General features: G+C 52.9%; 24 protein-coding genes, 1 tRNA gene and 4 pseudogenes. 15 read left to right on the forward strand and 14 right to left on the reverse strand.

From position 1 onward, the window contains the following. Window positions 1-28: 28 nt before the first annotated feature. Window positions 29-1,366: an acetyl-CoA C-acetyltransferase gene (locus ASQ50_RS18125; RefSeq protein ID WP_076657260.1), complete on the forward strand. Its 1,338-nt coding sequence runs from the start codon at window positions 29-31 to the stop codon at window positions 1,364-1,366. Window positions 1,367-1,463: 97 nt separating this feature from the next. Continuing rightward, window positions 1,464-1,540: transfer RNA gene (locus tag ASQ50_RS18130), tRNA-Met, on the forward strand. Between the two features lie 247 nt (window positions 1,541-1,787). On the opposite strand, the gene ASQ50_RS18135 is transcribed toward ASQ50_RS18130, so the two are convergent. After that, window positions 1,788-1,994 carry a helix-turn-helix domain-containing protein gene (locus tag ASQ50_RS18135; RefSeq protein ID WP_058091801.1) on the reverse strand — a complete coding sequence of 69 codons (207 nt, stop codon included), beginning with the start codon at window positions 1,992-1,994 and terminating at the stop codon, window positions 1,788-1,790. 153 nt (window positions 1,995-2,147) lie between these two features. Here ASQ50_RS18135 and ASQ50_RS18140 point away from each other — a divergent pair, with 153 nt between their 5' ends. From ASQ50_RS18140 to ASQ50_RS18155, 4 genes are all read left to right on the forward strand, one after another. Continuing rightward, complete coding sequence (locus ASQ50_RS18140) at window positions 2,148-2,393, forward strand: hypothetical protein (RefSeq protein WP_058091800.1); 246 nt, start codon at window positions 2,148-2,150, stop codon at window positions 2,391-2,393. Next, on the forward strand, window positions 2,386-3,609 hold the full coding sequence (locus tag ASQ50_RS18145; RefSeq protein WP_058091799.1) for a tyrosine-type recombinase/integrase: 1,224 nt from the start codon (window positions 2,386-2,388) through the stop codon (window positions 3,607-3,609). Before ASQ50_RS18140 ends, ASQ50_RS18145 begins: the two co-directional genes overlap by 8 nt. Beyond that, complete coding sequence (locus ASQ50_RS18150; protein WP_058091798.1) at window positions 3,596-4,549, forward strand: TraI domain-containing protein; 954 nt, start codon at window positions 3,596-3,598, stop codon at window positions 4,547-4,549. Before ASQ50_RS18145 ends, ASQ50_RS18150 begins: the two co-directional genes overlap by 14 nt. A 155-nt stretch (window positions 4,550-4,704) precedes the next feature. Beyond that, complete coding sequence (locus ASQ50_RS18155; protein ID WP_058091797.1) at window positions 4,705-5,247, forward strand: YqiA/YcfP family alpha/beta fold hydrolase; 543 nt, start codon at window positions 4,705-4,707, stop codon at window positions 5,245-5,247. Between the two features lie 17 nt (window positions 5,248-5,264). On the opposite strand, the gene ASQ50_RS21110 is transcribed toward ASQ50_RS18155, so the two are convergent. Beyond that, on the reverse strand, window positions 5,265-5,423 hold the full coding sequence (locus tag ASQ50_RS21110) for a hypothetical protein (protein ID WP_156471732.1): 159 nt from the start codon (window positions 5,421-5,423) through the stop codon (window positions 5,265-5,267). Window positions 5,424-5,551: 128 nt separating this feature from the next. Here ASQ50_RS21110 and umuD point away from each other — a divergent pair, with 128 nt between their 5' ends. Further along, window positions 5,552-5,995 carry a translesion error-prone DNA polymerase V autoproteolytic subunit gene (umuD, locus tag ASQ50_RS18160; protein ID WP_058091796.1) on the forward strand — a complete coding sequence of 148 codons (444 nt, stop codon included), beginning with the start codon at window positions 5,552-5,554 and terminating at the stop codon, window positions 5,993-5,995. Continuing rightward, the gene (locus tag ASQ50_RS18165; RefSeq protein ID WP_058091795.1) at window positions 5,992-6,741 is read left to right on the forward strand and encodes a CLCA_X family protein; all 750 of its coding nucleotides are present in this window, start codon (window positions 5,992-5,994) and stop codon (window positions 6,739-6,741) included. Before umuD ends, ASQ50_RS18165 begins: the two co-directional genes overlap by 4 nt. A 357-nt stretch (window positions 6,742-7,098) precedes the next feature. Here the strand turns inward: ASQ50_RS18165 and ASQ50_RS20695 are convergent. From ASQ50_RS20695 to ASQ50_RS18210, 10 genes and pseudogenes are all read right to left on the reverse strand, one after another. Next, window positions 7,099-7,194: pseudogene (locus tag ASQ50_RS20695) on the reverse strand (transposase domain-containing protein); the annotation flags it as partial. After that, a complete protein-coding gene (locus ASQ50_RS18170) occupies window positions 7,195-8,205 on the reverse strand; it encodes a zinc-dependent alcohol dehydrogenase family protein (protein ID WP_058091794.1) in 1,011 nt (336 codons plus the stop codon). It lies immediately after the preceding pseudogene. A gap of 55 nt (window positions 8,206-8,260) precedes the next feature. Further along, complete coding sequence (locus ASQ50_RS18175) at window positions 8,261-8,557, reverse strand: ArsR/SmtB family transcription factor (protein ID WP_058091793.1); 297 nt, start codon at window positions 8,555-8,557, stop codon at window positions 8,261-8,263. A gap of 330 nt (window positions 8,558-8,887) precedes the next feature. Next, window positions 8,888-9,295, reverse strand: coding sequence for a TetR family transcriptional regulator (locus ASQ50_RS18180; RefSeq protein ID WP_058091792.1), 408 nt, complete (start codon window positions 9,293-9,295; stop codon window positions 8,888-8,890). Between the two features lie 205 nt (window positions 9,296-9,500). Continuing rightward, window positions 9,501-10,106: pseudogene (locus ASQ50_RS18185) on the reverse strand (cytochrome c oxidase assembly protein); the annotation flags it as partial. Between the two features lie 22 nt (window positions 10,107-10,128). Continuing rightward, a complete protein-coding gene (locus tag ASQ50_RS18190; protein ID WP_058091791.1) occupies window positions 10,129-10,767 on the reverse strand; it encodes a DsbA family protein in 639 nt (212 codons plus the stop codon). 44 nt (window positions 10,768-10,811) lie between these two features. Next, window positions 10,812-11,804 carry an arsenic resistance protein gene (locus tag ASQ50_RS18195; RefSeq protein WP_197492701.1) on the reverse strand — a complete coding sequence of 331 codons (993 nt, stop codon included), beginning with the start codon at window positions 11,802-11,804 and terminating at the stop codon, window positions 10,812-10,814. A gap of 42 nt (window positions 11,805-11,846) precedes the next feature. Further along, window positions 11,847-12,755 (reverse strand): cation diffusion facilitator family transporter, encoded by a 909-nt coding sequence (locus tag ASQ50_RS18200; protein WP_008169406.1) that lies wholly within the window; start codon window positions 12,753-12,755, stop codon window positions 11,847-11,849. Between the two features lie 97 nt (window positions 12,756-12,852). Continuing rightward, window positions 12,853-13,368, reverse strand: a complete 516-nt coding sequence (gene lspA, locus ASQ50_RS18205) for a signal peptidase II (protein WP_011786687.1) — start codon at window positions 13,366-13,368, stop codon at window positions 12,853-12,855. Window positions 13,369-13,372: 4 nt separating this feature from the next. Then, window positions 13,373-14,269, reverse strand: coding sequence for a cation transporter (locus tag ASQ50_RS18210; RefSeq protein ID WP_058091790.1), 897 nt, complete (start codon window positions 14,267-14,269; stop codon window positions 13,373-13,375). Window positions 14,270-14,453: 184 nt separating this feature from the next. On the opposite strand from ASQ50_RS18210, the gene ASQ50_RS18215 reads away from it, so the two are divergent. After that, window positions 14,454-14,738 (forward strand): KR domain-containing protein, encoded by a 285-nt coding sequence (locus ASQ50_RS18215; protein WP_058091789.1) that lies wholly within the window; start codon window positions 14,454-14,456, stop codon window positions 14,736-14,738. A 30-nt stretch (window positions 14,739-14,768) separates the two neighbouring features. Here ASQ50_RS18215 and ASQ50_RS18220 read toward each other — a convergent pair. Continuing rightward, window positions 14,769-15,931, reverse strand: a protein-coding gene (locus ASQ50_RS18220; protein ID WP_156471733.1) for an IS3 family transposase whose coding sequence is annotated in 2 segments (ribosomal slippage) — window positions 14,769-15,676 and window positions 15,676-15,931 — 1,164 coding nt in all. Because the reading frame shifts where the segments join, the coding sequence is not laid out codon by codon here. Between the two features lie 91 nt (window positions 15,932-16,022). Here ASQ50_RS18220 and ASQ50_RS18230 point away from each other — a divergent pair. The 5 genes and pseudogenes from ASQ50_RS18230 to ASQ50_RS21555 all read left to right on the forward strand — a co-directional run. Then, window positions 16,023-16,355 (forward strand): annotated as a pseudogene (locus ASQ50_RS18230) (porin); the annotation flags it as partial. A 248-nt stretch (window positions 16,356-16,603) separates the two neighbouring features. Beyond that, window positions 16,604-17,272, forward strand: a complete 669-nt coding sequence (locus ASQ50_RS21540) for a hypothetical protein (protein ID WP_227510122.1) — start codon at window positions 16,604-16,606, stop codon at window positions 17,270-17,272. Window positions 17,273-17,542: 270 nt separating this feature from the next. Then, complete coding sequence (locus tag ASQ50_RS21545; protein ID WP_227510123.1) at window positions 17,543-18,001, forward strand: hypothetical protein; 459 nt, start codon at window positions 17,543-17,545, stop codon at window positions 17,999-18,001. A gap of 73 nt (window positions 18,002-18,074) precedes the next feature. Then, a complete protein-coding gene (locus tag ASQ50_RS21550) occupies window positions 18,075-18,782 on the forward strand; it encodes a hypothetical protein (protein WP_227510124.1) in 708 nt (235 codons plus the stop codon). Between the two features lie 38 nt (window positions 18,783-18,820). Beyond that, window positions 18,821-19,486 (forward strand): hypothetical protein, encoded by a 666-nt coding sequence (locus tag ASQ50_RS21555; RefSeq protein WP_227510125.1) that lies wholly within the window; start codon window positions 18,821-18,823, stop codon window positions 19,484-19,486. 159 nt (window positions 19,487-19,645) lie between these two features. Here the strand turns inward: ASQ50_RS21555 and ASQ50_RS18245 are convergent, their stop codons facing one another. Then, a complete protein-coding gene (locus tag ASQ50_RS18245) occupies window positions 19,646-20,959 on the reverse strand; it encodes an ATP-binding protein (protein WP_058091787.1) in 1,314 nt (437 codons plus the stop codon). A gap of 144 nt (window positions 20,960-21,103) precedes the next feature. On the opposite strand from ASQ50_RS18245, the pseudogene ASQ50_RS18255 reads away from it, so the two are divergent. Next, window positions 21,104-22,403: pseudogene (locus tag ASQ50_RS18255) on the forward strand (IS1380-like element ISMaq4 family transposase). The last annotated feature ends 14 nt before the right edge of the window (window positions 22,404-22,417 follow it).

Raw genomic sequence — 22,417 nt, forward strand, 5'->3', positions numbered from 1 at the left:
ATGATCACCACTGAAGGGACAGTTTGCTATGGCACAGGCACCAAAAACCACTCGTACTGGCACGGAATCCGGTTCTCGGGCTACCAAAAAAGCGCCCGGCATTCGCCGCGTTGCCGTTATTGGCGGTAATCGCACGCCATTTGCCCGCTCCAACACCGCCTACAGTAAAATCAGTAATCAGGAGCTGCTGACATCCACACTTCGGGGCCTGGTGGATCGCTACAACCTCCAGGGCATGAGGCTGGGCGAGGTGGTCGCTGGCGCGGTGATCAAACACTCCCGGGACTTCAACCTTACCCGTGAGTCGGTGTTGAGCTCGGGCCTGGCGCCGGAAACGCCGGCCTACGACATCCAGCAGGCCTGTGGTACCGGGCTTGAGGCCGCCATTCTGGTGGCGAACAAAATTGCTCTTGGGCAAATTGAATGCGGTATCGCCGGCGGTACCGATACCACGTCGGATGCGCCCATCGGTGTGGGTGAGGGCTTGCGGGAAATTCTTCTGGACCTGAACCGTGCCAAAACCGCCAAGGAACGCCTCAAGATTCTCGGCCGTTTCCGTCCGGGCCATCTGATGCCGGAGATTCCGGAGAATGGCGAGCCGCGTACCGGACTGTCCATGGGGGATCACTGTCAGGTCACGGCGAAGGAGTGGAATATTGCCCGTGAGGACCAGGATCGCCTGGCCTGGGAAAGCCACCAGAAGCTGGCCAAGGCCTATGACGAGGGCTTCTTTGAGGATCTTCTGACACCGATGGCGGGTCTGGATAAAGACAACATCCTGCGCCCGGATACCACCCTTGAAAAATTGGCTACATTGAAGCCCTGTTTTGATCGTGAAAACGGCACCATGACTGCTGCCAACAGCACCGCCCTGACGGATGGCGCCTCCTGCGTGTTGCTGGCAAGTGAAGAGTGGGCCGAGGCCAATAAGATGGAAGTGAAGGCCTGGCTGACGTTCTCTGAAGTGGCAGCGGTGGACTTCGTGGACAAGAAAGAGGGCCTGCTGATGGCGCCGGCCTATGCCGTGCCGCGTATGCTGGAGAAGGCAGGTCTGACCCTGCAGGATTTCGACTTCTACGAAATTCACGAAGCCTTCGCCGCCCAGGTATTGTCTACCCTCAAGGCGTGGGAAGATCCGGTCTTTTGCAAGGAGCGCCTGGGTCTGGACAAGCCGTTGGGCAGTATTGACCGGGCAAAGATGAACGTGAAAGGCTCGAGCCTGGCAACCGGCCACCCGTTTGCCGCCACTGGCGGTCGTATCGTCGCAACCCTGGCCAAATTGCTGGAAGAAAAGGGCAGTGGTCGAGGCCTGATTTCCATCTGTGCGGCGGGCGGTCAGGGCGTGACGGCGATTCTGGAGCGCTAAGTTACGGGAAAACCGTAATTTCCTTTGACAGGGGCAACTTCACGCCGTATTATTCGCGCCACGTTGATCGGGGTGACCCGGTAAACAACCAGTTTGATGCGGGGTGGAGCAGTCTGGTAGCTCGTCGGGCTCATAACCCGAAGGTCGTAGGTTCGAATCCTGCCCCCGCTACCATATAAAAGAAAGGCAGATCAGTAACTTACTGGTCTGCCTTTTTTGTTTTTGCGGCGACCAAATTCCCCTGTGACGTATATGTGACACATATGTGCCAATCCCTGTGACATCCTATTTTGATGGTTGGGTGAGATTGACCGTAAGTCTTTCTATGTCACACGCCAAATAATCCCTCAGCGGACGACTCGGTCATCCCTCATTTAGCAATCCCCTCCCTGGAATTATCTTGGCTATCTTTAATTTTTACCTATTGGTCTTCCTGAAACTCCAGCAGATCGCTGACCTCACATTTGAATAATTTACAGAGTTTGTCGAGCGCATCAAGATCGATCCGTTGAGCGGTCTCTTTGTAAAGCAGAGTCACCGTGTTGCGGTTCAGGCCGGTCTCTCGCGCCACATCCACGATCTTCATTTTGTGCTCGCCCATAATGCGGGCCAGGTGGCATCGAATCATCTCTAATTTATCCTTAATGAAAAAATATCATCCAGGATGACAAAAAGCGCTTGCAAGTGTTCTTTTGTTGCATAAAATGTCATTTAGGATGGCATTCTGATATAGGGGATGTCTTTTGTTGATCTAGCGTATCGCAACGGAAGGAATTTTTCGATGGAAAACTCTTACACCTATCTGACCACTGAAGAACTGGCTGGTCGAATCAAATATGACTGTCGGACCATTCGCCAGTGTCTGAAAGACACGGTTCTCCTAGAGGGCAAGCACTACATCAAGCCGTTCGGCCGCCGCAAGATTCTTTTTCTTTGGGAGGAAGTCGAAAAGGAAATGTTAGACGGTGCCCGGGAGAATGAGTTTTTGGCAATTCCTATGGCGAACGGGGTGGTTTGTCATGGGTAAGGTGAGGGCAAGGAAAGAGACAGGAAAGCTGTATTTGGACTTTATGTACGCAGGTCACCGGTGTCGTGAACAAACGGCACTGCCGGACACGCTTGTAAACCGCAAACGTGTAAACGCACTTTTGCAGAAAGTTGAGGCCATGATTCTCTTGGGTGACTTCAACTATGCGGAGTATTTCCCTGATAGTCGTAACCTCAAGAAGGTTCAAGCCAACCAGGCAGGTGCTGGGACTGGCAGCAACTCAGAAAATGGCAAAGCATCTGATACTCCTCTGTTCGCAGACTTCGCTGACCAGTGGTTCCTCGAATCGAAAATCCAGTGGCGGAACTCCCACACTCGTAATGTGGAATCCATTCTGGCCAGCTCTCTGAAGCCAGCCTTCAAGGATAAACGGGTAGGCGAGATTTCCAAACCAGACATTTTGGCTGCGCGTAACAAGATGGCTCGGCGGAAGGGAAGGGGGGCAAGTGGTTTGATGGCGCCCAAAACCATCAACAGCCACATGACCATTCTGCGGATGATTCTGACGGAGGCGGCGGAGCGGTTTGACTTCACTAATCCCTACCTGAACATCAAGCCGCTGAAGCAGCAGAAGGTACACATCGAGCCCTTCTCCCTGAATGAGGTAGAAAAGATCCTCGAAACAGTCAGGGAAGATTACCGCAACTACTACCTGGTGCGTTTCTACACCGGCATGCGCACAGGGGAAGTTGACGGCCTCAAGTGGGAGCATGTGGATTTCGATAAACGGGAAATCCTGGTGCGAGAAACCCTCATTCATGGCCAGACCGAGTACACCAAAACAGATGGCTCTCAGCGGGAAATTCCCATGTTTGGCCCGGTGTACGATGCACTCAAGGCCCAGTACGAGGCCACCGGCAAGCTCAGCAAGTTCGTATTTTGCAACCGGCTGGGTGAGCCACTTGACCATAACAACGTGACTAAGCGTGTCTGGTACCCGCTGCTGGAGCATCTCAAGCTAAAAAAACGCCGTCCCTACCAGACGCGGCACACAGCGGCGACGTTGCTCCTCGCCTCCGGTGAGAACCCGGAGTGGGTGGCCAGAACTCTCGGCCATTCTTCAACGGAAATGCTGTTTAAAGTGTATTCCCGATACATCCCGAACCTGACTCGTATGGATGGCAGCGCCTTTGAGCGTCTGATTCAGAGTCGGGTCATCGAAAACGATAAGGAGGCAGGTGATGAAACTGAATGATCTGCGCCCGTTGACCCAGGAAACGTTCAAAGGCACCTACCGTCTGACAGGGCGTGTTGCTTGTTTTGATGATGAGGGTATCCCGTATCTGAAACTTCGCTTGAGCAGTTGTGCCAGCGACATTGTTGTATTGGCGGTGATCGGCTCTATCGTGATCCCAGAGCATCTCGGGCATATGGATCTAGTTGTAGTCAAAGGACAGGCCTGTGTTGGTACGGAGGAAAGTGAGATTTTGCTGACCGATATCCGTCGCCCGTTGCAGGCAGACGTTGCCGGCTTGCCGGCACTGCAGACTTTGCCACGAACGTTCTGCCCTAAGCCGGAGGCACTGGATCAGCTGGTGGCTGCGGTACGGTCTTTGCGGTCAGCCCCATTACAGATGTTCATTAAGCGAGTATTGGAGCGCCGTGACAGATTGGAGGTTTTCCTGAAAGCTCCGGCAAGCAGGAATTACCATCACAGTGAGCCCGGTGGTCTGCTGGCTCATTCCCTGGAGGTGGCGAAGAACGTTCTGGTCATGACGAAGGCCAATGAACCCGAGATGCCTTGGGAGCTTCAGGAGCTCGGTTTCGTCGCTGGTTTGTTGCACGATATTGGCAAGACCTACACCTATGATACGTGGGGTAAGCCGACAGCAACTGCAAGGTTGTGCGACCATGCCGACATGACTTTAGAGGCCTGCGCCTACGGCCTGGCTTATCTTGACAAGGTAGACCCTGATGCGGCTCTTGCACTCCGGCACATTTGGACCTGTGCCTCGCCCGGTGCTCGCTACGGTGTCAGCCCTGCGATGACGCTTGCCCGTTATGTTCGGGACGCCGATGCCCAGAGTGCCATGGCTGACAATCAGCGGAAGGCCTATCGAAAGCGCCAGCCAATCGGTTTTGGGCGGCTCGGAAACAACACATATTGGCGGCCATCGATAGAAGCTCACGGATGAGGCGGATGAAAACTACAGTGAGGGGTGTGAGCACGTTGCGGCCACACCCCTTTTTTATTCGATGTTGTGTGAGGACAGCAGCTGGGCCGTGAAACAGGCATTTACCCGGCAACGGTGCTAAGGTCAGGAAAAATATAGCCTCCAGAGCGAAGGATATGCTGAAGATATACTACCTCCACGGCTTCGCCAGTCACTTCGATATCACCAGCGACAAACTCAAAACGCTCGCCAGGCTTGGCCCTGTCTATGGTCACGACATCGATTACACCCAAGGCTCGGAAGACGTTATCGAAGAGAGCTTGGACAAACTGATGCAAGTAAACCCAGACCTTCTGGTTGGGACTTCGATGGGGGGATGGCTTGCGGGTATTCTGGGTGCCGAATCCGGCATTCCGTTTGTCGCCATCAACCCGGTGACGGATCCTGGTCACACTCTCAAGCCCTGGATAGGGCAGGGTGTTGATCATCAGGGGCAGGCCTATCAACTGACGGACGAAGTGGTTTCTAGCTACTATCCTTTCACCCACTATGGTAGCGGGTTGGTACTGCTGGATCAGGGGGATGAACTGCTTCCGTGGAACGACACCGTAAGGGCGCTTGGGGACTATTTTCCGGTTCATAGCTTTGAGGGCGGCAGCCATCGGTTTGAGCACATGGAAGAAGCGCTAGACCTTGTTCGGGAGCATGTGAAGGATTAATGCTACGAGGGGCGGCGTTAACGACAGTGCGACTGTTCCTCACTCGGCTTAGGTGCGACCGAATGTGTCAGAGCGCGACCTAACACGTAACCGGCTGCCACACCCACCAGCGCCGTCACCGGCCCGATCAGGCCGCCCAATAAGCCGCCAATAAACATCAGTATTACGCTTTTCATACAGACTCCTCCCACCTTCCTGGCAGCTGCACTATTCCGAGTATAAGGCATTGTGCCCAGCGATGGGTTGACCTGCTGATATTGTCTCGCCAAAATACTGTATATTCAGACAGTATCCGGTGTAAAGCATGTCCTGCATTCTGCTTGGTGACTTTGAGTCCTTCTCTCGCCTGAACATTCCGATGTTTCTGGAGCGGGTCTCCGCTGGCTTCCCATCGCCGGCGGAGGACTACGTTGAGAAAACCATTGACCTGAACGAGCTGTGCATCCAGCACCCGGCTGCCACGTTCTTTGTGCGAGTTCAGGGGGAGTCTATGGTTGAGGCGGGCATCTATCCCGGCGATGTCCTGGTGGTAGACCGATCACTGCGGGCCAGGCATGGAGATATCATCATCGCCAGCCTGGAAAGCGAGATGACGGTCAAGCAGTTGCATTTGACGCCACCGCCCGTTCGCCTCCTTCCAAGGAATTCAGCGTACCGGCCTATTACCGTCGAGGGCGATATGGTGATGGAGGTGTTTGGTGTGATCACCAATGTCATCCGGTCACTCAAGCGGGGAGGGCAGGGATGACACCTGAATCGGCAGTCTCCTTTGTCACCGTAAGACGACGGTTCGATTTTCGCAGCATCGAGGTCGGACGCTGGGTGACGCCCCAGGAGCGGGACCGGGCATCCGGCCGGTTCGATCAGGCGCTGTGTGATTTGATGACGATCCTGCGAGGACCGGAGCCATTGATCTCCCTGAGGAGCACGCTGGGCCTGCAGTATGGCATCGGCGGCCGGCTGGGCGTGGCCGCGCACTACATTCCCGCCACCCGGCAACTGGCGCTGGCCAAGAACGCTGGTGCGGGTAGCCTGGCGCATGAATGGTTTCACGCCTTTGATCACTACATGGGTGGCAAAGCTTACCGGAATGCCGGACCGTGCGGCTTCGCTTCAAGTGCCTGGCTGAACAGCGTAAGCAGTAAACCGCATCCACTGAATGAACGGCTAGCCGCCTGCTTCCAGGCCATCATGCTGACGGAGGACGGCACTGCACCCAGCACTTTGTTCCGGGCCTCCCAGGTGGCTGATCAGCACTTGAAAACGGTTTATTACGCCAAACCGGAGGAGCTGTGCGCCCGCGCCTTTGAAGCTTTTATTGAAGACAGTCAGCCGTGTAACCGATTTCTGGTAAACGGAACCGTTCACTCTGATGAAGCCAAGGCGGGTCTGTATCCGCAGGGCGAGCATCGCCAGCGGATCAATGACACCTTTCAGTGTTACTTTGCGGCGCTCGGGGCTGCGTTGTACCGGGAACAGGCCAAAGCCGGATGAGGAAGCCTGTGTTCGCCTTGGTGGATTGCAATAATTCCGGGGCTTTACTAACAGTTAGATGCGATTTTTTCTAGAGAATACAATCGGTTAGGCTAGGTAGCTTTTTTCACGTTTTTTGTTTTTGAGGTGGTCGTCGCACGTTAATCGGGCTCTGCCCATCCGCTATCCATGTGGCTCCAAAGATCAGGCATGGAAGGGCATGGCAGGACTCCACGCGGCAATCGAGTTTCTGGCTGGGTATTACACAGACTTGCCCGCCCGTTTGCATCCGACCTGACCAGTCCTTTGGGCCGGATTCGACCAGCACGCTTCTTGATCATGACCGGCAGAAGACGACCCATTGCTGCCGGTTGCGACAGGCAGCAATGGGCCAATCTCTCTCGTCCGCTGCGTCGGCAGCCGTGTCAGCACATCTTTGAGATAGGCATACGGATCATGCCCATTCATGCATGCTTAGATATCCAGGCAAATTTTGCCGAAATGCTGGTTGGTTTCCTGATACTTGAACGCTTCGACAATCTCGCTCAAAAGGAAATGACGATCAATAATCGGGCGCATGCCATTAGCATTGATGGCTCGGATCATGTCTTGCTGCTGGCTGCGGCTACCCACCAATACACCCTGCAGACGCACTTGCTTGATCAGTGCCGGTACAAAATTCATTGCACCGCTTACGCCACTCAATATCCCGATGACGGAGATGTGACCAGCAACCCGAATTGCAATCATCGATTGCTCAAGCGTCGCAGGGCCGCCGACTTCGATGATGTGGTCAACACCACGGCCACCCGTTAGAGCGCGTGCAGTTTCGCCCCAGTTAAGGTCTCTGCGGTAATTGATCACATGATCAGCGCCTAGCGCTTTCAGACGTTCAAGTTTTTCGTCGCTTGAAGAGGTAGCAATGACGGTAGCACCGGCCATTTTAGCGAACTGCAGGGCGAAAATTGAAACGCCACCAGTGCCTTGGACGAGCACGGTGTCGCCCGGCTTGAGTGAGTCATCGGCCATCAGGGCGCGCCATGCAGTAAGGCCGGCGGTGGTAAGCGTCGACGCTTCAGCATGGCTGTAGCCAGTAGGCGCGAGGGTGAACGATGTGGCTTTGGCCGTCACTTGCTCGCGAGCGTAGCCGTCAATGCCATCACCTGGCACGCTAACAAAGCCTTCAACCAGTGGCGCACCGTTGATCCACTCCGGGAAGAAGGTGCTGACGACCGAGTCACCCACCTTGAATTCAGTGACATCTGGGCCGACAGCAATGACTTCACCTGCACCATCGGCCATGGGGATGCGTTTTTCGGCAGGGCCCCATATACCGGTGACCACCGCGAAGTCGTGGTAGTTGAGCGAGTTGGCGTGAAGGCGTACGGTGATTTCGCCACGCGCTGCGGCTCGGACTTCGCTGCTGCCAACCACAACCTTTTCATAGCCGCCACCGGGTTGGACGAAGATAGCTTTGCTGCTCATAGGGGTTTCCTTATGTTTTCTAATTACGCGAAATAACGAAATGAAAGTTTAAAAATTACAATTCGATGATCAACCTACCCGCAAAGTCATCAATCGCCTGCTCATTGCGCCGGTAGTAAGTCCACTTTCCGATGCGGGTGGTTAGCACGAAGCCTGCACGTTGCAAGATAGCTAAATGTGCAGACGCGGCAGAAGGTGAAAGCCCGGCCTTGTGCTGCAAATGGGTTACGCACACTCCTATCGCAGGATCGCCATGATCCTGAGGTGGGAAATTACTGAGTGGGTCTTTGAGCCACTCCATCATTTGCATGCGAGTGTCATTGCCCAGGGCTTTGAGCTGTTCAAGTATCATGGTCGGCAATGTTACGCTTTTTTACGAAATGTTCAATAAGTAATCTATTACCCTTCGCAAGGGTTTGAAATCAAAAAAACGCATCCAGCTGAATCGCCCCTACTTTTGTAGACGCATTGAATGACTGCTTGGACTACCCCGCTCTGGTAGACATCCCCGGTCTATGCTTGAACGTCCGCTTCTGGCCGTTCTCTGTCGGTCATGGCCACTAAGCGTGCTGGTCAAATCCGATGCAATCGGTGGTCAGGTCGAATGCAAAGGTGGTCACGTGAAATGCAATTTCGCATCTGGCGGCTCGGAACAAAAATTACAGGCCGTTTGATCTGTGGGTCACGTTTTGTGGGAGGGCAGGGCTACTATTTTAAGGTCACCGCTTCTTGCTTTTAGGGCTCGCAGTTCTGCCATCAGAACTTCATTAATCGACGCGAGGTCAGCGGTTTTCAGGCGTAGCTCTTCTAGTTCTTGGCGGAGCAGTTTATTTTTCTCGCGTTCCGCTATGAGATCCTGATGCTTTACGTCGCGTTGGGCACGACTGGAGCGGCCCTGAGCCTCGCGGATTGCCTCGGCCACATTCGGGTAGTGGTTATGGATCAACGCCGTTGAGACGCCCGCCTCACGAGCTACTGCGGCAATAGTGACTTTGGTCTCACCTGTATGGGGTCGGCCACGTTGAATGCGAGCTAACGCAAGACGTAGATCTCGCTCTCGACTGTCGGATGTCTTGCGTGTTGTTTTCATTCGTCAGCGGTCTCAGGTTCAAATTCAAGCTGTTCCAGTACATTCCGACAACGATCCAAATCACGCAGAACGCGCTGTCGACCACCTTCGCCGATGTCTTTACAGTCCAACAATCCTTTTAGGTTGTTGAAGAGACCTTGGTAGACCCCAGCGTGCTGGACACCAATCACAGAGCTGTCGCAGCCGCCACAGCGCGTTCTTTCCATTGTATTGCCGACGCGGCAGCCAGAACCAACATGCGTCTGCCATACCCCAACGATGAGGTGATCGCCGGCGGTCTTGGGTCAAAGATCAACCACCAGAAGAGAAGACCATCCAGCAACATGCTCCAGTTCATGACCCAGTACAGCTCCCGGCTGAGCATGGCGTCGAAATGGATCGATGGCCACAGCCAGAAATAAATGAGCCCAACAAATAGGAAAAGGGCGATAAAGGGCTGTTGCAGAACCTGATAAACCCAACCCAGAGGCCGTAGCGCGCGCCTCCAGCCCGGGCGGATTTTTTCAAACCAGAACCGCAGGACCGGCAACGGATTGGACAGGGCGATAAGGATAGGCCCGATGTGATGAAGAATCAGATGCTGGCCCCGATGGACGAAGAACATGTATTGCGCGTAGTAATCGAAGCGCGTCTGCATCACCGCATAACAGATCAGCACCCCCAGGGTGAACGCAAAAATCCGTAGCGAGCCAGGCCGATCCTGATCCGGCATCCGAATTAGCCCGACGCCATAGAACCCCATCACGAGCATGTAGCTCAGCACGGTCAGCGGCGAGAAATCGTAGGGTAAAAGGTAGTCAAGCAGTGACATAGCGTTGCCGGTTGTTTTGTTGTTATTTCAGTGACCCTACCTTGGATGTCACCAGGTCGTACAGTTCCTGAGGCCCCAGGCGGCTCAAGGTGTCTCCGTTAACGTAGAATGTTGGGGTTCCGGAAATTCCAACCGCCTTAACGTCCGCAGCATCCTGTTGAATAATGCCGTCAATCTCGGGTGAGTTCATACCGGCCCGAGCGGCTTCGACATCAAGTCCGGCTGACTCCGCCGCATCCCATGCTGCGGCGACCTTTGGATCATCGTGCCATTTCGGTTGTGCTTCCATAACAGCGTCCAGTACCGGCTCATAGACCCCCTGTTCACGGGCGGTTTCCAGGATTCTGACGGCCTCTTCCGAGCCTTTGTGAAACAATACGTAGCGCAGTACCAGACGCACGTTGTCCGGGTAGGCAGCCTGAATCTGTTTCACATAGGGATGCATGGCGCGACAACCTTCGCAGGATGGGTCGAAGAACTCGACAATGGTTACCGGCGCGTCCTCAGGGCCAATAACGGGAGAGTAATCCCTCACCAGTGGCGTTTTTTCAACAACGGCGGGTTCATTAGTGCCCTGGGAGCGATCGTAAATAACAAAAGCACCAGCAAAGACAACCAGACAAAAAAGAAGGAGACTGATGACCAGGGTTCGGGTTTGCACGGGAGATCTTCCTATTTTAAATGAGTTTACGGGTTTCAGATTATTCAGGTGTCCGGTAGCAGCCGACTAGGCACCCACCGCAGATAAAGCATCATTCCAAACAGTTCCAACAAAGACTGGACGACAATCACCACGACGGCCACAGCCCAGGCCTCTGGCATTGACAGTGCCAAAGGTAAAACCACGAAGGAGTTGCGTGTTCCTAGGCTGAAGATGACGGTGCGACCGGTTTCTACCGGTAATCGAAAGACCCGGCGCAGAGCCTTTCCAACCAGAGCCGCAGCTAGAAGATAGGCCGGAAATAGAATCATCAAGGGCCAGATAAGTGAGCCGGTACTGTCGATCTGGCTGACCTGTGTCATTGAGATGATGAACAGTACGACTGTCAGCAGAGGGACCGGCATCAGACCCATGAAGCGAATGAACCCGATGGCTTTTCTGGAGTTTTCGGCCCATTTTTCAGTCAGAAATGCCAGGATAAGCGGGACAATAATCAGCCCGCCAAAGGCCGGCAGGAGGTGCCGCCCAAGCTCAAGATTCACGTCGAACTGATTACCCATGAAAAGCCAGAGGTAAAGTGGAAGAAGACCCAGTTGAGCAATCAGCAGAACCGGTGTTGCCGCAATGGCTCGGGTGCTGTCCCCCTTGCCTAGGTGAGTGAAGGTGACAAACCAGTCGGTACAGGGCATCAGCAATACCAGAAGCACTCCCAACTTCAGCGCGTCATTGTCCGGCAGCGCCAATATCAGCAAGGCAGTGATCGCCGGCATGACCAGAAAATTTCCGGTGAGCAAGGCACCCATGAACCGACGGTCCCGGAACATATCAGACAGGTGGGTCAACGGTGTTTGAGTAAATGTGGCGTAGAGCAGAACTCCGAGCAACCCCCAGATTAAGTAATCCGGCACACTGTCACCGAGGGATGATGTCCAATCCACAGACAGTCCGAAAACAACAGCGATGAGGTAGGCCCAGACCTGGTGGCGTTCAATTACGTCTCGCATGGCGTGCTCGTAACCGAGTGGAATGTCGGCCATTCGCAGCATATCTGCCACACGGTACCCTTTTCAGCAGCCCTGCTAGCCATGGCCATAAGTATGGGCATCTTTGTGACTGTGATCAGGATGTTCAAACTCCAATGTTGAATGAGTGATGCCGAACTCGTTTTCCAAAGTTCGTTTTATCCCACCCTTGACTTTTTCAAGTTCATTCCAGGCACTTATTTCGACCACCACATGGGCGTCGAGGGAGGCATCATGCTCACCCATCTGCCAGAAATGTACGTGGTGAAGGTCTAAAACGCCTTCTACGTTTGATAAAGCCTCGATGACAGAATCTGTGTCGATATCCAATGGACTACCCAGCATGAGTGTCCGGATGGTTCCGCCGATTTCCGTTAGACCCAGGTAGAGAATATAGCTTGCGATACCAATTGTGATCGCGGGATCAACCCAACGCATGTCGTACAGGAGAATCAGGGCGCCGCCTACAACGACTGCAATTGACGCAAACGCATCAGACAAGTTGTGTAGAAACAGCGCACGGATGTTGACGCTGTCCTTTTGCATGGAGTAAGTAAGCAGCGCGGTCAAACCATCCACTACCAATGCGATAATGCCAAGCCAAACTACCCACCACCCCTTGATTTCCGGGGGATCTATGAATCGCATGCCACCTTCGTAGATCAAATATGCCCCGATCATTATCAAAGTGGTGTAATTTATGAGTGCCGCAACAACCTCAATTCTCCCGTAGCCAAAGGTCATCTTCGAGTCGGCCGGGCGGCGTGCAATCTTCCGCGCCGCAAATGCGATAAATAGTGACGCCATATCCGAAAAGTTGTGTATAGCGTCGGCTATCAGCGCCAAGCTGCCAGCGAAGATCCCTCCAGCGATCTGAGCCAAGGTTAGGATACCGTTCGCCCAGATAGCTACTGCAACTCTCTTATCCTTAGTATCCGGTGACATGTGAGCATGCTCGTGGCCCATTGTTTTCTCCTTGGTCGTTGCTGTTCAATTAAACGTAGTCGCAACACTCGCTAAGCCTGGCTCAGAGGGCTTAGCGAGTGTTGCGACCGCGCGAAAACTAGCCATTCTGGCGATTTTCCATGTTATTCCCGGCACCTTTCTCGGCTGTGAAGCCCGTGACCAAAATCATGGCCACGCTCAGGAGGATGAACACGTCGGCAAGGTTGAACGCCGGCCAATGCCAAGATTGCCAATGGAAATCCAGGTAATCGACAACGTAGCCTCGGAAAACTCGGTCGATGACATTTCCGAATGCACCGCCAAGTACCATCGCATAGGCCAGGGCTTCTGTTCGCTTATGGCTGTCCCGCATCAATTTGACCAGAACAGCCGAGACGACAACGGCTATCGCAATAAAAAAATATCGCTGCCAGCCCCCGCCATCGGCGAAGAGACTAAAGGCAGCGCCTTTATTCCATACGTGCACCCAATTAAAGAAAGGAGTGATCTCAACCGATTGCCCGTAAGCCATGGATTGCTGGACGAGCCATTTAATAAGCTGGTCGGCCAGCGCTACCAGTGTGGAAAAGCCGAGAAAGATAAACGTAGAAAAACTAGCACGGTGTTCAGACATCGAATTATCCTTTTAGTGCAAGGATGCGCTTGGCACCAATGAATACAATGCCTCCCACAACGCCGCCAATAACCAGATCCGGATAGTTTGAACCGGTCCAGGCAACAAGAAGCCCCGCAAGGATAACTCCCAGATTGATAACCACATCATTGGCCGAAAAGATCCAGCTGGCTTTCATGTGAGCACCGCCTTCACGGTGTTTTGCGATCAGAAGAAGGCAGCTGATGTTGGCAACGAGAGCAACAGAGGCGACGGTCATCATCATTGACGACTGGGGATCACTGCCGAACAGAAAACGCCTGCCAACCTCAACCAGTACACCGACGGCAAGGATAAGCTGGAGAATGCCAGCCACATGCGCAGCTCTGACCTGCATTTTGATGCCGTGCCCAACGGCGTAAAGAGCAAGACCGTAGACGGCAGCGTCGGCAAGCATGTCTAGCGAGTCTGCAATTAGGCCAGCAGACTGCGCGATCAGGCCCATCGTCATCTCGACCAGAAACATCAGGCCGTTGATTGCCAGCAGTATCCATAAAGTGCCGGATTCCTCAGTCTCGTTGGCATGAGACGATTCAGCCGCCCTGACGGACTCAGGGCTGGCGTCTTCTGTCTTCTGCAAGGAAGCCCCCAGACCCAGGGTTTCCAGTTTGTTGGTAATAGGTCCGGTTTCGCCTTGATGGATAATTTCCAGCTTTCGATTCGATAGGTCGAATGAGAGTGACTGAATGTTGTCAAAACCCGTGAGAGCCCTTCGAATCATTAGCTCTTCTGAGGGGCAATCCATTTTTGGCACGCTGTAGGTGCTGAGCTGGCTGCCTGTTTCGGCGGTGACGGGTCTCTGAAACTCATTGTTTACGACAGAATCTTCGCTGCCACACGGTCCATCGCAGGGTTTGCTCATTTTCGCGGCTCCGGTTCTTGCACGAGTTCCGTTATTTAAAACCCTGTAGTCACTACAGGGTCAACGTTAAGTCGTTAGTTTTTGACGACACTGGTTAATCCACCGCGATTCGACGGCTTGCGGCTTGACCCTGTAGTAACTAAAGGGTTGAACTGGAGTACGTCAAAAAGGAGTTTGAGCAACGATGAGACAGAGCAACAAGAGCGTTCTTATCCTTGGTGGCTATGGAGCTGCAGGGGCGGCTATTGCAACACTCTTGGGGCAACGGATCGAAGGCAACATTGTCCTGGCAGGCCGGTCGCTGGACAAAGGGCGCAAACGGGCGGAACAGTTAGATCGCGAAGCCGGTGCCACAGGGCGTTTCAGCGCCAGTTCAATTGATGTGGCTGATGCTGCGCAAGCCAGGCAATGCTCGCATGAGCAAGAATATCGTTATTGTGGCATGCGATCTTTCCATGTCTGCTATTGAGAATCTGGTTCAAGGCTGTATCTGTAGTGGTCAACTAATCCCGGACAGTATTTTAAGGTTTTCCTCAGCTGCAACAGGCGAAATGCCGCCGTTGAATGCGTGAGGCCGCTGCCGGTTGTAGTAGTCCATCAGATAGCCACCAACATCTCTTTTTGCCTCAGGCAGATTTCGATAACCCAGGGCCGGTATCCACTCAGATTTCAGACTTCGGAACAGTCGCTCCATCGGTGCGTTGTCCCAGCAGTTGCCACGCCGGCTCATGCTTTGTGTCATTCGATAGCGCCAGAGCCTCTGACGGAACTTGCGACTGGCGTACTGACTGCCCTGATCCGAGTGGGACATGACTTTCTCTGGCTGACCACGCTGTTCCCAGGCGTGATCCAGAGCTTTTACAACCAGGTCCGCATCCGGACTGGATGACATTGCCCAGCCAACAACTCGCCGGGCATATAGGTCCAGCACCACAGCCAGATAGCTCCATCGCTGGCCGCTCCAGATGTAGGTGATGTCACCACACCAGACTTGGTTAGGCCGTTCTACTGCAAACTCCCGGTCCAGATGGTTCGGGATATCTGGTCGTTCAACGGTAGCCTGCTTGTAGGCATGAGGGCCTGGCTGCTTACAGATCAGCCCCAACTCGCTCATCAGTCGTCGAACTTTAAAGCGACCAACGACAACGCCTTCCTCGCGGAGCAAGCCTATGATTGTACGACTGCCGGCAGAGCTGCGGCTCTTGGTAAACAGGCGGTTTACCTGAGCCCTCAGGGCCAGGCGCTCCACATCTACACGGTTCCGCCGTTGGCGGTACTCGTAATAGCTGGAACGACTGATATCAAACGCTTCACAGACCAGTTCAATTGACTCCTGCTCCCCCAACCGGTCTATCAGCGCGTACCATTCATCTCGTCCGACATCAAGAGAGCTGTAGCCTTTTTTAATATTTCTTTCTCTCGCTCCAGGCGATTGCAGCGGGCTTCCAGCTCCTGAATACGTCGCTGCTCCGGGGTTAACGCCTTGCCTTTCGGAGTGACGCCCTTACGCTCGTCCGTCAGTTGTTGAACCCAACGCCGAACAGCGCTTTCACCAACTCCCAGAGACACGCTGGCCTGCGGAATCGTGTAACCTTGATCCAGCACCAAGCTGGCTGCTTCCTGTTTGAACTCAGGAGAAAAAGAACGTCGCTTTCTGGTCATCAGACACCTCGTTTATGGTGGCGATCTTACCACCTACGTTGGTGTCCGGAATCATTGAACCACTACAGATTCAAGTGGCGATAGTCGTCTCAATATCCTGCGAACCGTAGGGAAGGTCCGATTAAGCAACTTCGAAATCGGCGCAGTTTACCAGTTGGCAGAAGAAAGCGATGGCCCTGGAGAAGATACGTCTTATCTGGTTGGTGGTGCCGTTAATCTTGAGCGTTGGAAGATCAAGGCACAGTACGGACTGACCGAAGCCGAGACAACAAACGAGGAGCTAACCCTGCTGGCCTTGGGGCTCGATTATAAACTGGCGAGCAAGAGTAAGGTCTATGCGTATGTGTCTCAGGTGGAGGCGGACTTGGCCGACTCTGAGGACTCCACATTTGGTGTGGGCTTCGAGCATAAGTTTTCCATGTAGAGTCGAGCGTGATCGCTGAATACAGGGGGACCGACGTATCTGAAATCTTTTCCGGATTTCAAGCTCATTTAAGGTTCGTGTGAGAGTCTACTTGTGAGTTAACTAAGGTTATTTAATGGCGGGAATGCTTCATTCTCGCCTTTTTTTTGACCTTTAGTTCGTTGTTCTAGCTGGTTTTAAGATTTGCGCCACGATCCGTACGAATCGGATATCACAAACAATTAAGAAAGAAACTGGAGGGGAATACGTTGAAACGCAACATTCTGGCCACTGCGATTGCAGGGATGACAACACTGTCGGGAAGTTGGGCCGCGACGGCAGCGGAGGTTGAATTCCACGGTGATATGGATAACCGCTTTCAGGCCTACACCAATCAAAGAGACTGGTTTGCTGGTGGTAACTCAGGTGGCGGTACGCTGAAAGATGACGAGCCGACCGAGAGCTTCGGCGAGGTCAAATATCGCTTCTGGGCGAAGGCAACTTCCGACGACAAGAAAGTTACCGGTGTATTCGCGACGGAGATTGGTGGCATCCGCTACGGTGAGGGGTCGGGTGGCGACTATTCCGGTGATGGTGTGAACATCGAAACACGGTGGGCTTATGTGGATTTCTTGGTGCCCAACACGCTAGACCAGCGCGTCTCGCTGGGCTTGCAGCCAGTGTCAGTGAACCGACATGTCTGGACTGAAACCGCCACAGCCGCTGTTTGGAAAGGCTCACTGGGCTCTGGATTTGACTATCAGTTGTTATGGGGGCGAGGTGACTCTTCCAATGAGAGCGGCGTCGACTCAGAACAGGACGAAGGCTGGGATGGCGCGGACAACTTCGCGATCAACCTGAACAAGCGTTACTCACCGAACCTGAGCGCGGGCCTTTTCTACCTCTATCAGATGAATGATCAATTGCTGAGGGAGTAGGTACGGTAAATAGCAGGGAATATGAACTGAAGAGTATCGCTGATAACTCCAAATATTCCGTTTCCAGCGTTGGGGTGGAGCTGGATTATGATCAGGAAACGTCGCTGGGACGCATGTTCGTGAAGGGTACGGTGATTGGCCAAAGCGGCACAATAGAGGGTGTCAATTTCGTCCCTTTGAATGGTGCTACGAATCCCAATACGAACTACGACCTTTCTGGGACGCGGCGAGCTCTGGCTGCAATTTGGGCCAAACGAACTGACGTACACCGTGCTCTACGCATCGGGTGATGGCAATGAGCAAGATGCGGACTTCGACGCCTTCATCGCCACGGATGTCGACTTCAGCGACAGTATGATTTTTCAGGAAAACATGACGAGCGATGACTACTTCGCCGAAACGCCCTATATCCTCGACAAAGGGTATTTCATGAACAAGCTTCAGCTCGATCATAAACTAGCGGCCAATATTACGGTCAGCGGAATGATGGTCTACAACCGCTTGGCTGAGGATATTGCACTTGCAGATGGATCGTGCTCAAAAGATCTGGGGCTGGAATTTGGCTCCAAGGTCTCCTACTTCCCACACCCTTCGCTGGAGCTGTCGGCAGAAGCTGCATACCTTGCATCAGGTGATGCCATGGATGCGCTGGAGGAAACTGCCTTGCAGGACGGCAAAAGCGATCAGGACATTGTTCATGTTGCCGGTCGGGTAAGGTACAAGTTCTAACAAAAATGGGGTGGTGGGAGCGCCACCCCGTTTTCGTTATACGAAATGAATCCGCATTAAGTGGCTTTTTCCTATGATTACTCGTTCTGCAGTATTTGTGTTCCTGATGCTACTACTAGCTGGCGCGGTACAGGCGGTTGAGCGCGAGCATCCAGCAAAGGCAGAAGTCACTCAGGTAGATCGTGATCAAAAAGTGCTTTCCCTCAAAGTTGGCGATACTAGTGTTGAGGTGGGTGATTTATTTGTTGTGTTGCGGGAGCCTGGCGATGCAGGCATCCCGGAAAAAAACCTTGCAGTCATCGGTATCGAGAGTATCGGAAAGGATCGGGTGGTAGGGAAAGTGCTGTTTGGAGCGATGCCCTCCGTTGGCGCTGTATCGAAACGCTTCTACGGTATTCCGGCGGTGTTTACTGACAGAGTCGGCGATCCCACGCCGGTAACGCCGGCGTTGAAAGCCCGATTTCCTGATCTTTTGTGGCGGGACGAGCCAGAGGCGTCAAACGATGTGCCATTGGTGCGCTTTCAAGTTACCGGGAGAGGTCAAGCCGTTGCGACCTACAATAACACCTGGTTGGTCGGCATCGTACAGACCGATGCTGAAGCACATCGGGTAGGTTCGGTTGAGGAGGAGGCTTTAGCATCTCCATTTGCCAGACTGCCCATCAACGCAAAGTCGTTGTCCGCGCTTCGTTCTGGCAGCGATTACTATTTTGCGGCGGAGCATGGAAACAAACTCAGCTTTTTTCATGTTGATTCCAGAGGGGGGCTGTTCAGAGCCTGACGTCCATTGAGGTGCCCCGTCGGGAGAAAGTCATCCGAATGGACTGGTACGTTTCAGAAAACTCATACTACCTCATTTTGAATCAGTGGAATGGCCGTCGCGTTTCAAGTTCTTTGATCCAGTTGGCCGAGGGGAAGGCCGAAGCCATCGGTTTCATTCCCTTAATATTGGGATTGCAGGATTTGGATGCTGACGGCCGCCGGGAAACTATTCTCGGGCAGTCTTTCTACTCAGATCAGGGGTTTGGTTCAGAGGTTTATCAAATATCAATCTCACCAAACGGGCCTGATCTTGATAAGGTCGATCATGAAAAATTAAGCCGATACACGCCAGTGTTTCGGGTAATCGATGCCGTTGTTCAGAGCAAATCGGGACCTTTGAATATGGTGACCGTCTCTCAAGGGGAGGTTTCATTTTTTCCTGCTGGCACTGAGGGGCCCCGTCTGGGCTATGAGATTGGAAACCGGGTGGCGGGCACGAGTATGACTTACGACGTGTCGCCTGAGCTGGTGTTTAGTCCGAGGCAAACACTGTTTTTGCCGAACCTCCTAGTACGCTCTGGTGAGGGTGCAGTTAATATTGGGATTCCACAGGAATCCAGTGCAGCCGAAGATAGGATAGGTGTTTATGAGACGCGAGTTGATTGGTTGACACTGAGATTCGGGAAATCTCCCAAAACGCAGTCAACAAGTCTTCTAACGTAGGCTCCGGTGTCCCCCATATCAGGCAATACAGGGTTATTCTTTATGTCGCCTGATGAAAACTCAGTTCAAAGCGACAGTTTTGACGTTGAGACGTTGGTGTATCGGGGTGCTATGCCTGCTGGTCGCTGACTAAAGCTGGATAAGTTGCCCTTGTAGTCGTCAAATGCTTCTGGGAAGCTCGATTAGAACCCGAAGACCGCCTTTAGGTGATGTTGAGAAGTGCATGGCGCCACCGTAGTCATTTATGATTTCCTGAACGATTGATAGACCAAGGCCATAGCCAGGGGTTGTTTCATCCAGTCTTTTCTGGCGCCTGGTAAGATCGGCAAGCTGGTGTGAAGCCACTCCTGGGCCGTCGTCTTCAACAAGAATAGTCAAAGTGTCATCGTTAAGCTTCAAGTGTAAATGCACTTCCTGAGAGCACCATTTGCTAGCGTTATCAAGCACATTGCCCAAGATCTCATTAAAATCACGCTCATCAATTGGCCAGACAAGCTCTCTGGGTAATGTTTCTTGAAGATGGATCTGTTTGTAAGGATAAATTCGACTGACTACGTCCACCAGTGCCAGAGCTCTCTCAATGATTGGTGTCGCCTTTCCAATGTACTGACCGGACATTTCGGTTTTTCTCATTTGAGTGTCGATCAGCTCGTGCATTTCAGACAGTTGAGACTTAATTTGACTCGCGAGTGTGGTGGGAATGGCTTCGTCATTGATCATGGAGTTTATGACGGCAAGGGGGTTTTTTAAGCTATGAGAAATATCTGCGGCTAGGTGGCGTGAACGGGTAAGTTTTTTGTCGTACGACTCTAATAGACGATTAAGATGTTTGACAAGTTCATCGAATTCTTCAGGTACGCCCTCATCCAGTCTATTACGCTCACCCTTTTTAAGCGAAGTTAATTGGGCGCTCATCATTTTTAAAGGTTTTAGTGCGATAGTTACACCAATAAATATGATCATTGATATCGTAACGAGAATTGTAAAAGATATGATCCATATAAGAACGTGGATTTTGTCAAGTGTGTTTGGGGAGTAGGAACTTCTTTCAATTATAGTAACGCTTAGTTTATTTTGTCTGTTATTAAATATTTTGTAGTAGCCAAGGATTGATCGACCATCATCCGATATGTGAAAAATTCCAGGCTTTCTGAACGATTCTACCACCTGTAATTTCGGTTTAATGTTCTCGCTTGTAAAACTCCGACCTTGACTGTCTTCGATGTGGACAGAATATTGAGACAATGAAAAATTTCTGAGAGAGGATTTTGTAATTTCTTCTTTATCATTTGTTAGTATCTTTGAGAGCTGGTTAGCTGCAGCCTGTAGCTGCTGTCTGTGAAGCTCGTCATGGATATAGTCGATTAAAAGGGTGTGCGAGAAGAATATTAGCCCGGTACACGCGAAACCCGTTAGTGTCAGGAAAGTAAGCAGTTTCCGTTTTATTGAAGGGCGTTGTTGTTTTCTGGACATGTTGTCTGCCAAGCAGGTGGTTAGAATTTGTTATCGACTAAATCTAGCCCGGATTTCTCATGACGGGATAAAAGAAAGCGGCTGAAAGTGCTATAGTTTCAGGACCTTACACCGTTCACCAAGCACCAAAAGCCGCTATCCAAAATGGTACCTGAAAAACTGACCTTCTCGCCACTGTCTCGCCGTCAAATTGAAGCCGATTTCTCCGGTGGTCACATCACCTCCGATGCCGGACTGCTTTTGCTTCGGGAAGTCGACAATCAACACCAGCTCACTCAGCGCCTGGCTACGGTGCTGGACGATGCCCGTAATCCCGTGCTGGTTCGTCACAAGCTTCAAACCATGGTCCGGCAGCGGGTCTTTGGCGTGGCTGCCGGGTACGAAGACCTCAACGATCACGAAACGTTACGCTGACCAGGCACTTCAGACCGCGACTGGCGAAGAGGCCATTCTGGCGGGCAAATCAACACTGTGCCGAATGGAGCAGCGCGTAGACCGGCAGGCCGTGGTCAAGGCCCACGAACTGCTGTGGCATCACTTCATTGAACAGCACGAGACTCCACCCAAGGAAATTGTGCTGGACTTCGATGGCACTGATATTCCAGTGCATGGCGACCAGCCCGGCAAGTTCTTTAACGCCTACTACGATCACCATTGTTTCTTCCCGCTGTACGTGTTCTGCGGCCGTCACCTGTTGGTGAGCTACCTGCGCACCAGCAATCGAAGCGACAGCCGCCACAGCTGGGCCATTCTGGCCCTGCTGGTGAAGTTCATCCGGCAGTACTGGCCGGATACCCGCATCGTGTTCCGGGGTGACAGCGGCTTCTATCGCCCCCGATTGCTGAGCTGGTGCGACCGGAATAACGTGGATTACCTTGTGGGCATCAGCAAAAACAGCCGGCTGCTCAAGGAGGTGGACGTGCCCTCGATGCTGGTTCGCAGGGCTCACGGGGAGTTGGGAGAAAAAGTCTCTGCCACCTACCGGTTCCAGTACCAGGCCCGAACCTGGAAACACCCCCGCTGGGTGATCGCGCGTCTGGAGGAGGGCGAACTGGGTGCCAACCCCAGGTTCATTATCAGCTCCCGTTACGACGACGGCGTTAAACTCTACTACGAGCAATACTGTGCCCGGGGTGACATGGAAAACCGGATCAAGGATCAGCAGTTGTGTCTGTTCGCAGATCGCACCTCCAGCACGCGGTGGTGGACCAATCAGTGGCGGCTGCTTCTGTCGGGCTTTGCCTACACGTTGTTCGAGCGATTACGCGCTCACCTGAAGAAAACGCCCTTCGAGCGCATGAGCGCCAGTAACCTGCGGCTGAAGCTGATCAAGGTGGGCGCGGTCATCATTCGCAACACTCGGCGCATACGGGTGTTGATGAGCGATGCCTATCCTTACAAAGACGAACTCTCTGACCTGGTACGCCGTCTGGTTCCGGGATAGAAGCCCGGGCTCCC

It is taken from the genome of Marinobacter sp. LQ44, from assembly GCF_001447155.2.
GTDB lineage: Bacteria > Pseudomonadota > Gammaproteobacteria > Pseudomonadales > Oleiphilaceae > Marinobacter.

Coding starts and splice junctions, on each gene's coding strand:
- ASQ50_RS18195 (WP_197492701.1), bottom strand. CDS start 11,804: ATGGCCGACATTCCACTCGGTTACGAGCACGCCATGCGAGACGTAATT.
- ASQ50_RS18200 (WP_008169406.1), bottom strand. CDS start 12,755: ATGGGCCACGAGCATGCTCACATGTCACCGGATACTAAGGATAAGAGA.
- ASQ50_RS18125 (WP_076657260.1), top strand. CDS start 29: ATGGCACAGGCACCAAAAACCACTCGTACTGGCACGGAATCCGGTTCT.
- ASQ50_RS18175 (WP_058091793.1), bottom strand. CDS start 8,557: ATGATACTTGAACAGCTCAAAGCCCTGGGCAATGACACTCGCATGCAA.
- ASQ50_RS18135 (WP_058091801.1), bottom strand. CDS start 1,994: ATGATTCGATGCCACCTGGCCCGCATTATGGGCGAGCACAAAATGAAG.
- ASQ50_RS18155 (WP_058091797.1), top strand. CDS start 4,705: ATGCTGAAGATATACTACCTCCACGGCTTCGCCAGTCACTTCGATATC.
- ASQ50_RS21550 (WP_227510124.1), top strand. CDS start 18,075: ATGATTACTCGTTCTGCAGTATTTGTGTTCCTGATGCTACTACTAGCT.
- ASQ50_RS18180 (WP_058091792.1), bottom strand. CDS start 9,295: ATGAAAACAACACGCAAGACATCCGACAGTCGAGAGCGAGATCTACGT.
- ASQ50_RS18245 (WP_058091787.1), bottom strand. CDS start 20,959: ATGTCCAGAAAACAACAACGCCCTTCAATAAAACGGAAACTGCTTACT.
- lspA (WP_011786687.1), bottom strand. CDS start 13,368: ATGTCTGAACACCGTGCTAGTTTTTCTACGTTTATCTTTCTCGGCTTT.
- umuD (WP_058091796.1), top strand. CDS start 5,552: ATGTCCTGCATTCTGCTTGGTGACTTTGAGTCCTTCTCTCGCCTGAAC.
- ASQ50_RS18150 (WP_058091798.1), top strand. CDS start 3,596: ATGAAACTGAATGATCTGCGCCCGTTGACCCAGGAAACGTTCAAAGGC.
- ASQ50_RS18165 (WP_058091795.1), top strand. CDS start 5,992: ATGACACCTGAATCGGCAGTCTCCTTTGTCACCGTAAGACGACGGTTC.
- ASQ50_RS18140 (WP_058091800.1), top strand. CDS start 2,148: ATGGAAAACTCTTACACCTATCTGACCACTGAAGAACTGGCTGGTCGA.
- ASQ50_RS18170 (WP_058091794.1), bottom strand. CDS start 8,205: ATGAGCAGCAAAGCTATCTTCGTCCAACCCGGTGGCGGCTATGAAAAG.
- ASQ50_RS21110 (WP_156471732.1), bottom strand. CDS start 5,423: ATGAAAAGCGTAATACTGATGTTTATTGGCGGCTTATTGGGCGGCCTG.
- ASQ50_RS18210 (WP_058091790.1), bottom strand. CDS start 14,269: ATGAGCAAACCCTGCGATGGACCGTGTGGCAGCGAAGATTCTGTCGTA.
- ASQ50_RS21555 (WP_227510125.1), top strand. CDS start 18,821: ATGGACTGGTACGTTTCAGAAAACTCATACTACCTCATTTTGAATCAG.
- ASQ50_RS18215 (WP_058091789.1), top strand. CDS start 14,454: ATGAGACAGAGCAACAAGAGCGTTCTTATCCTTGGTGGCTATGGAGCT.
- ASQ50_RS18145 (WP_058091799.1), top strand. CDS start 2,386: ATGGGTAAGGTGAGGGCAAGGAAAGAGACAGGAAAGCTGTATTTGGAC.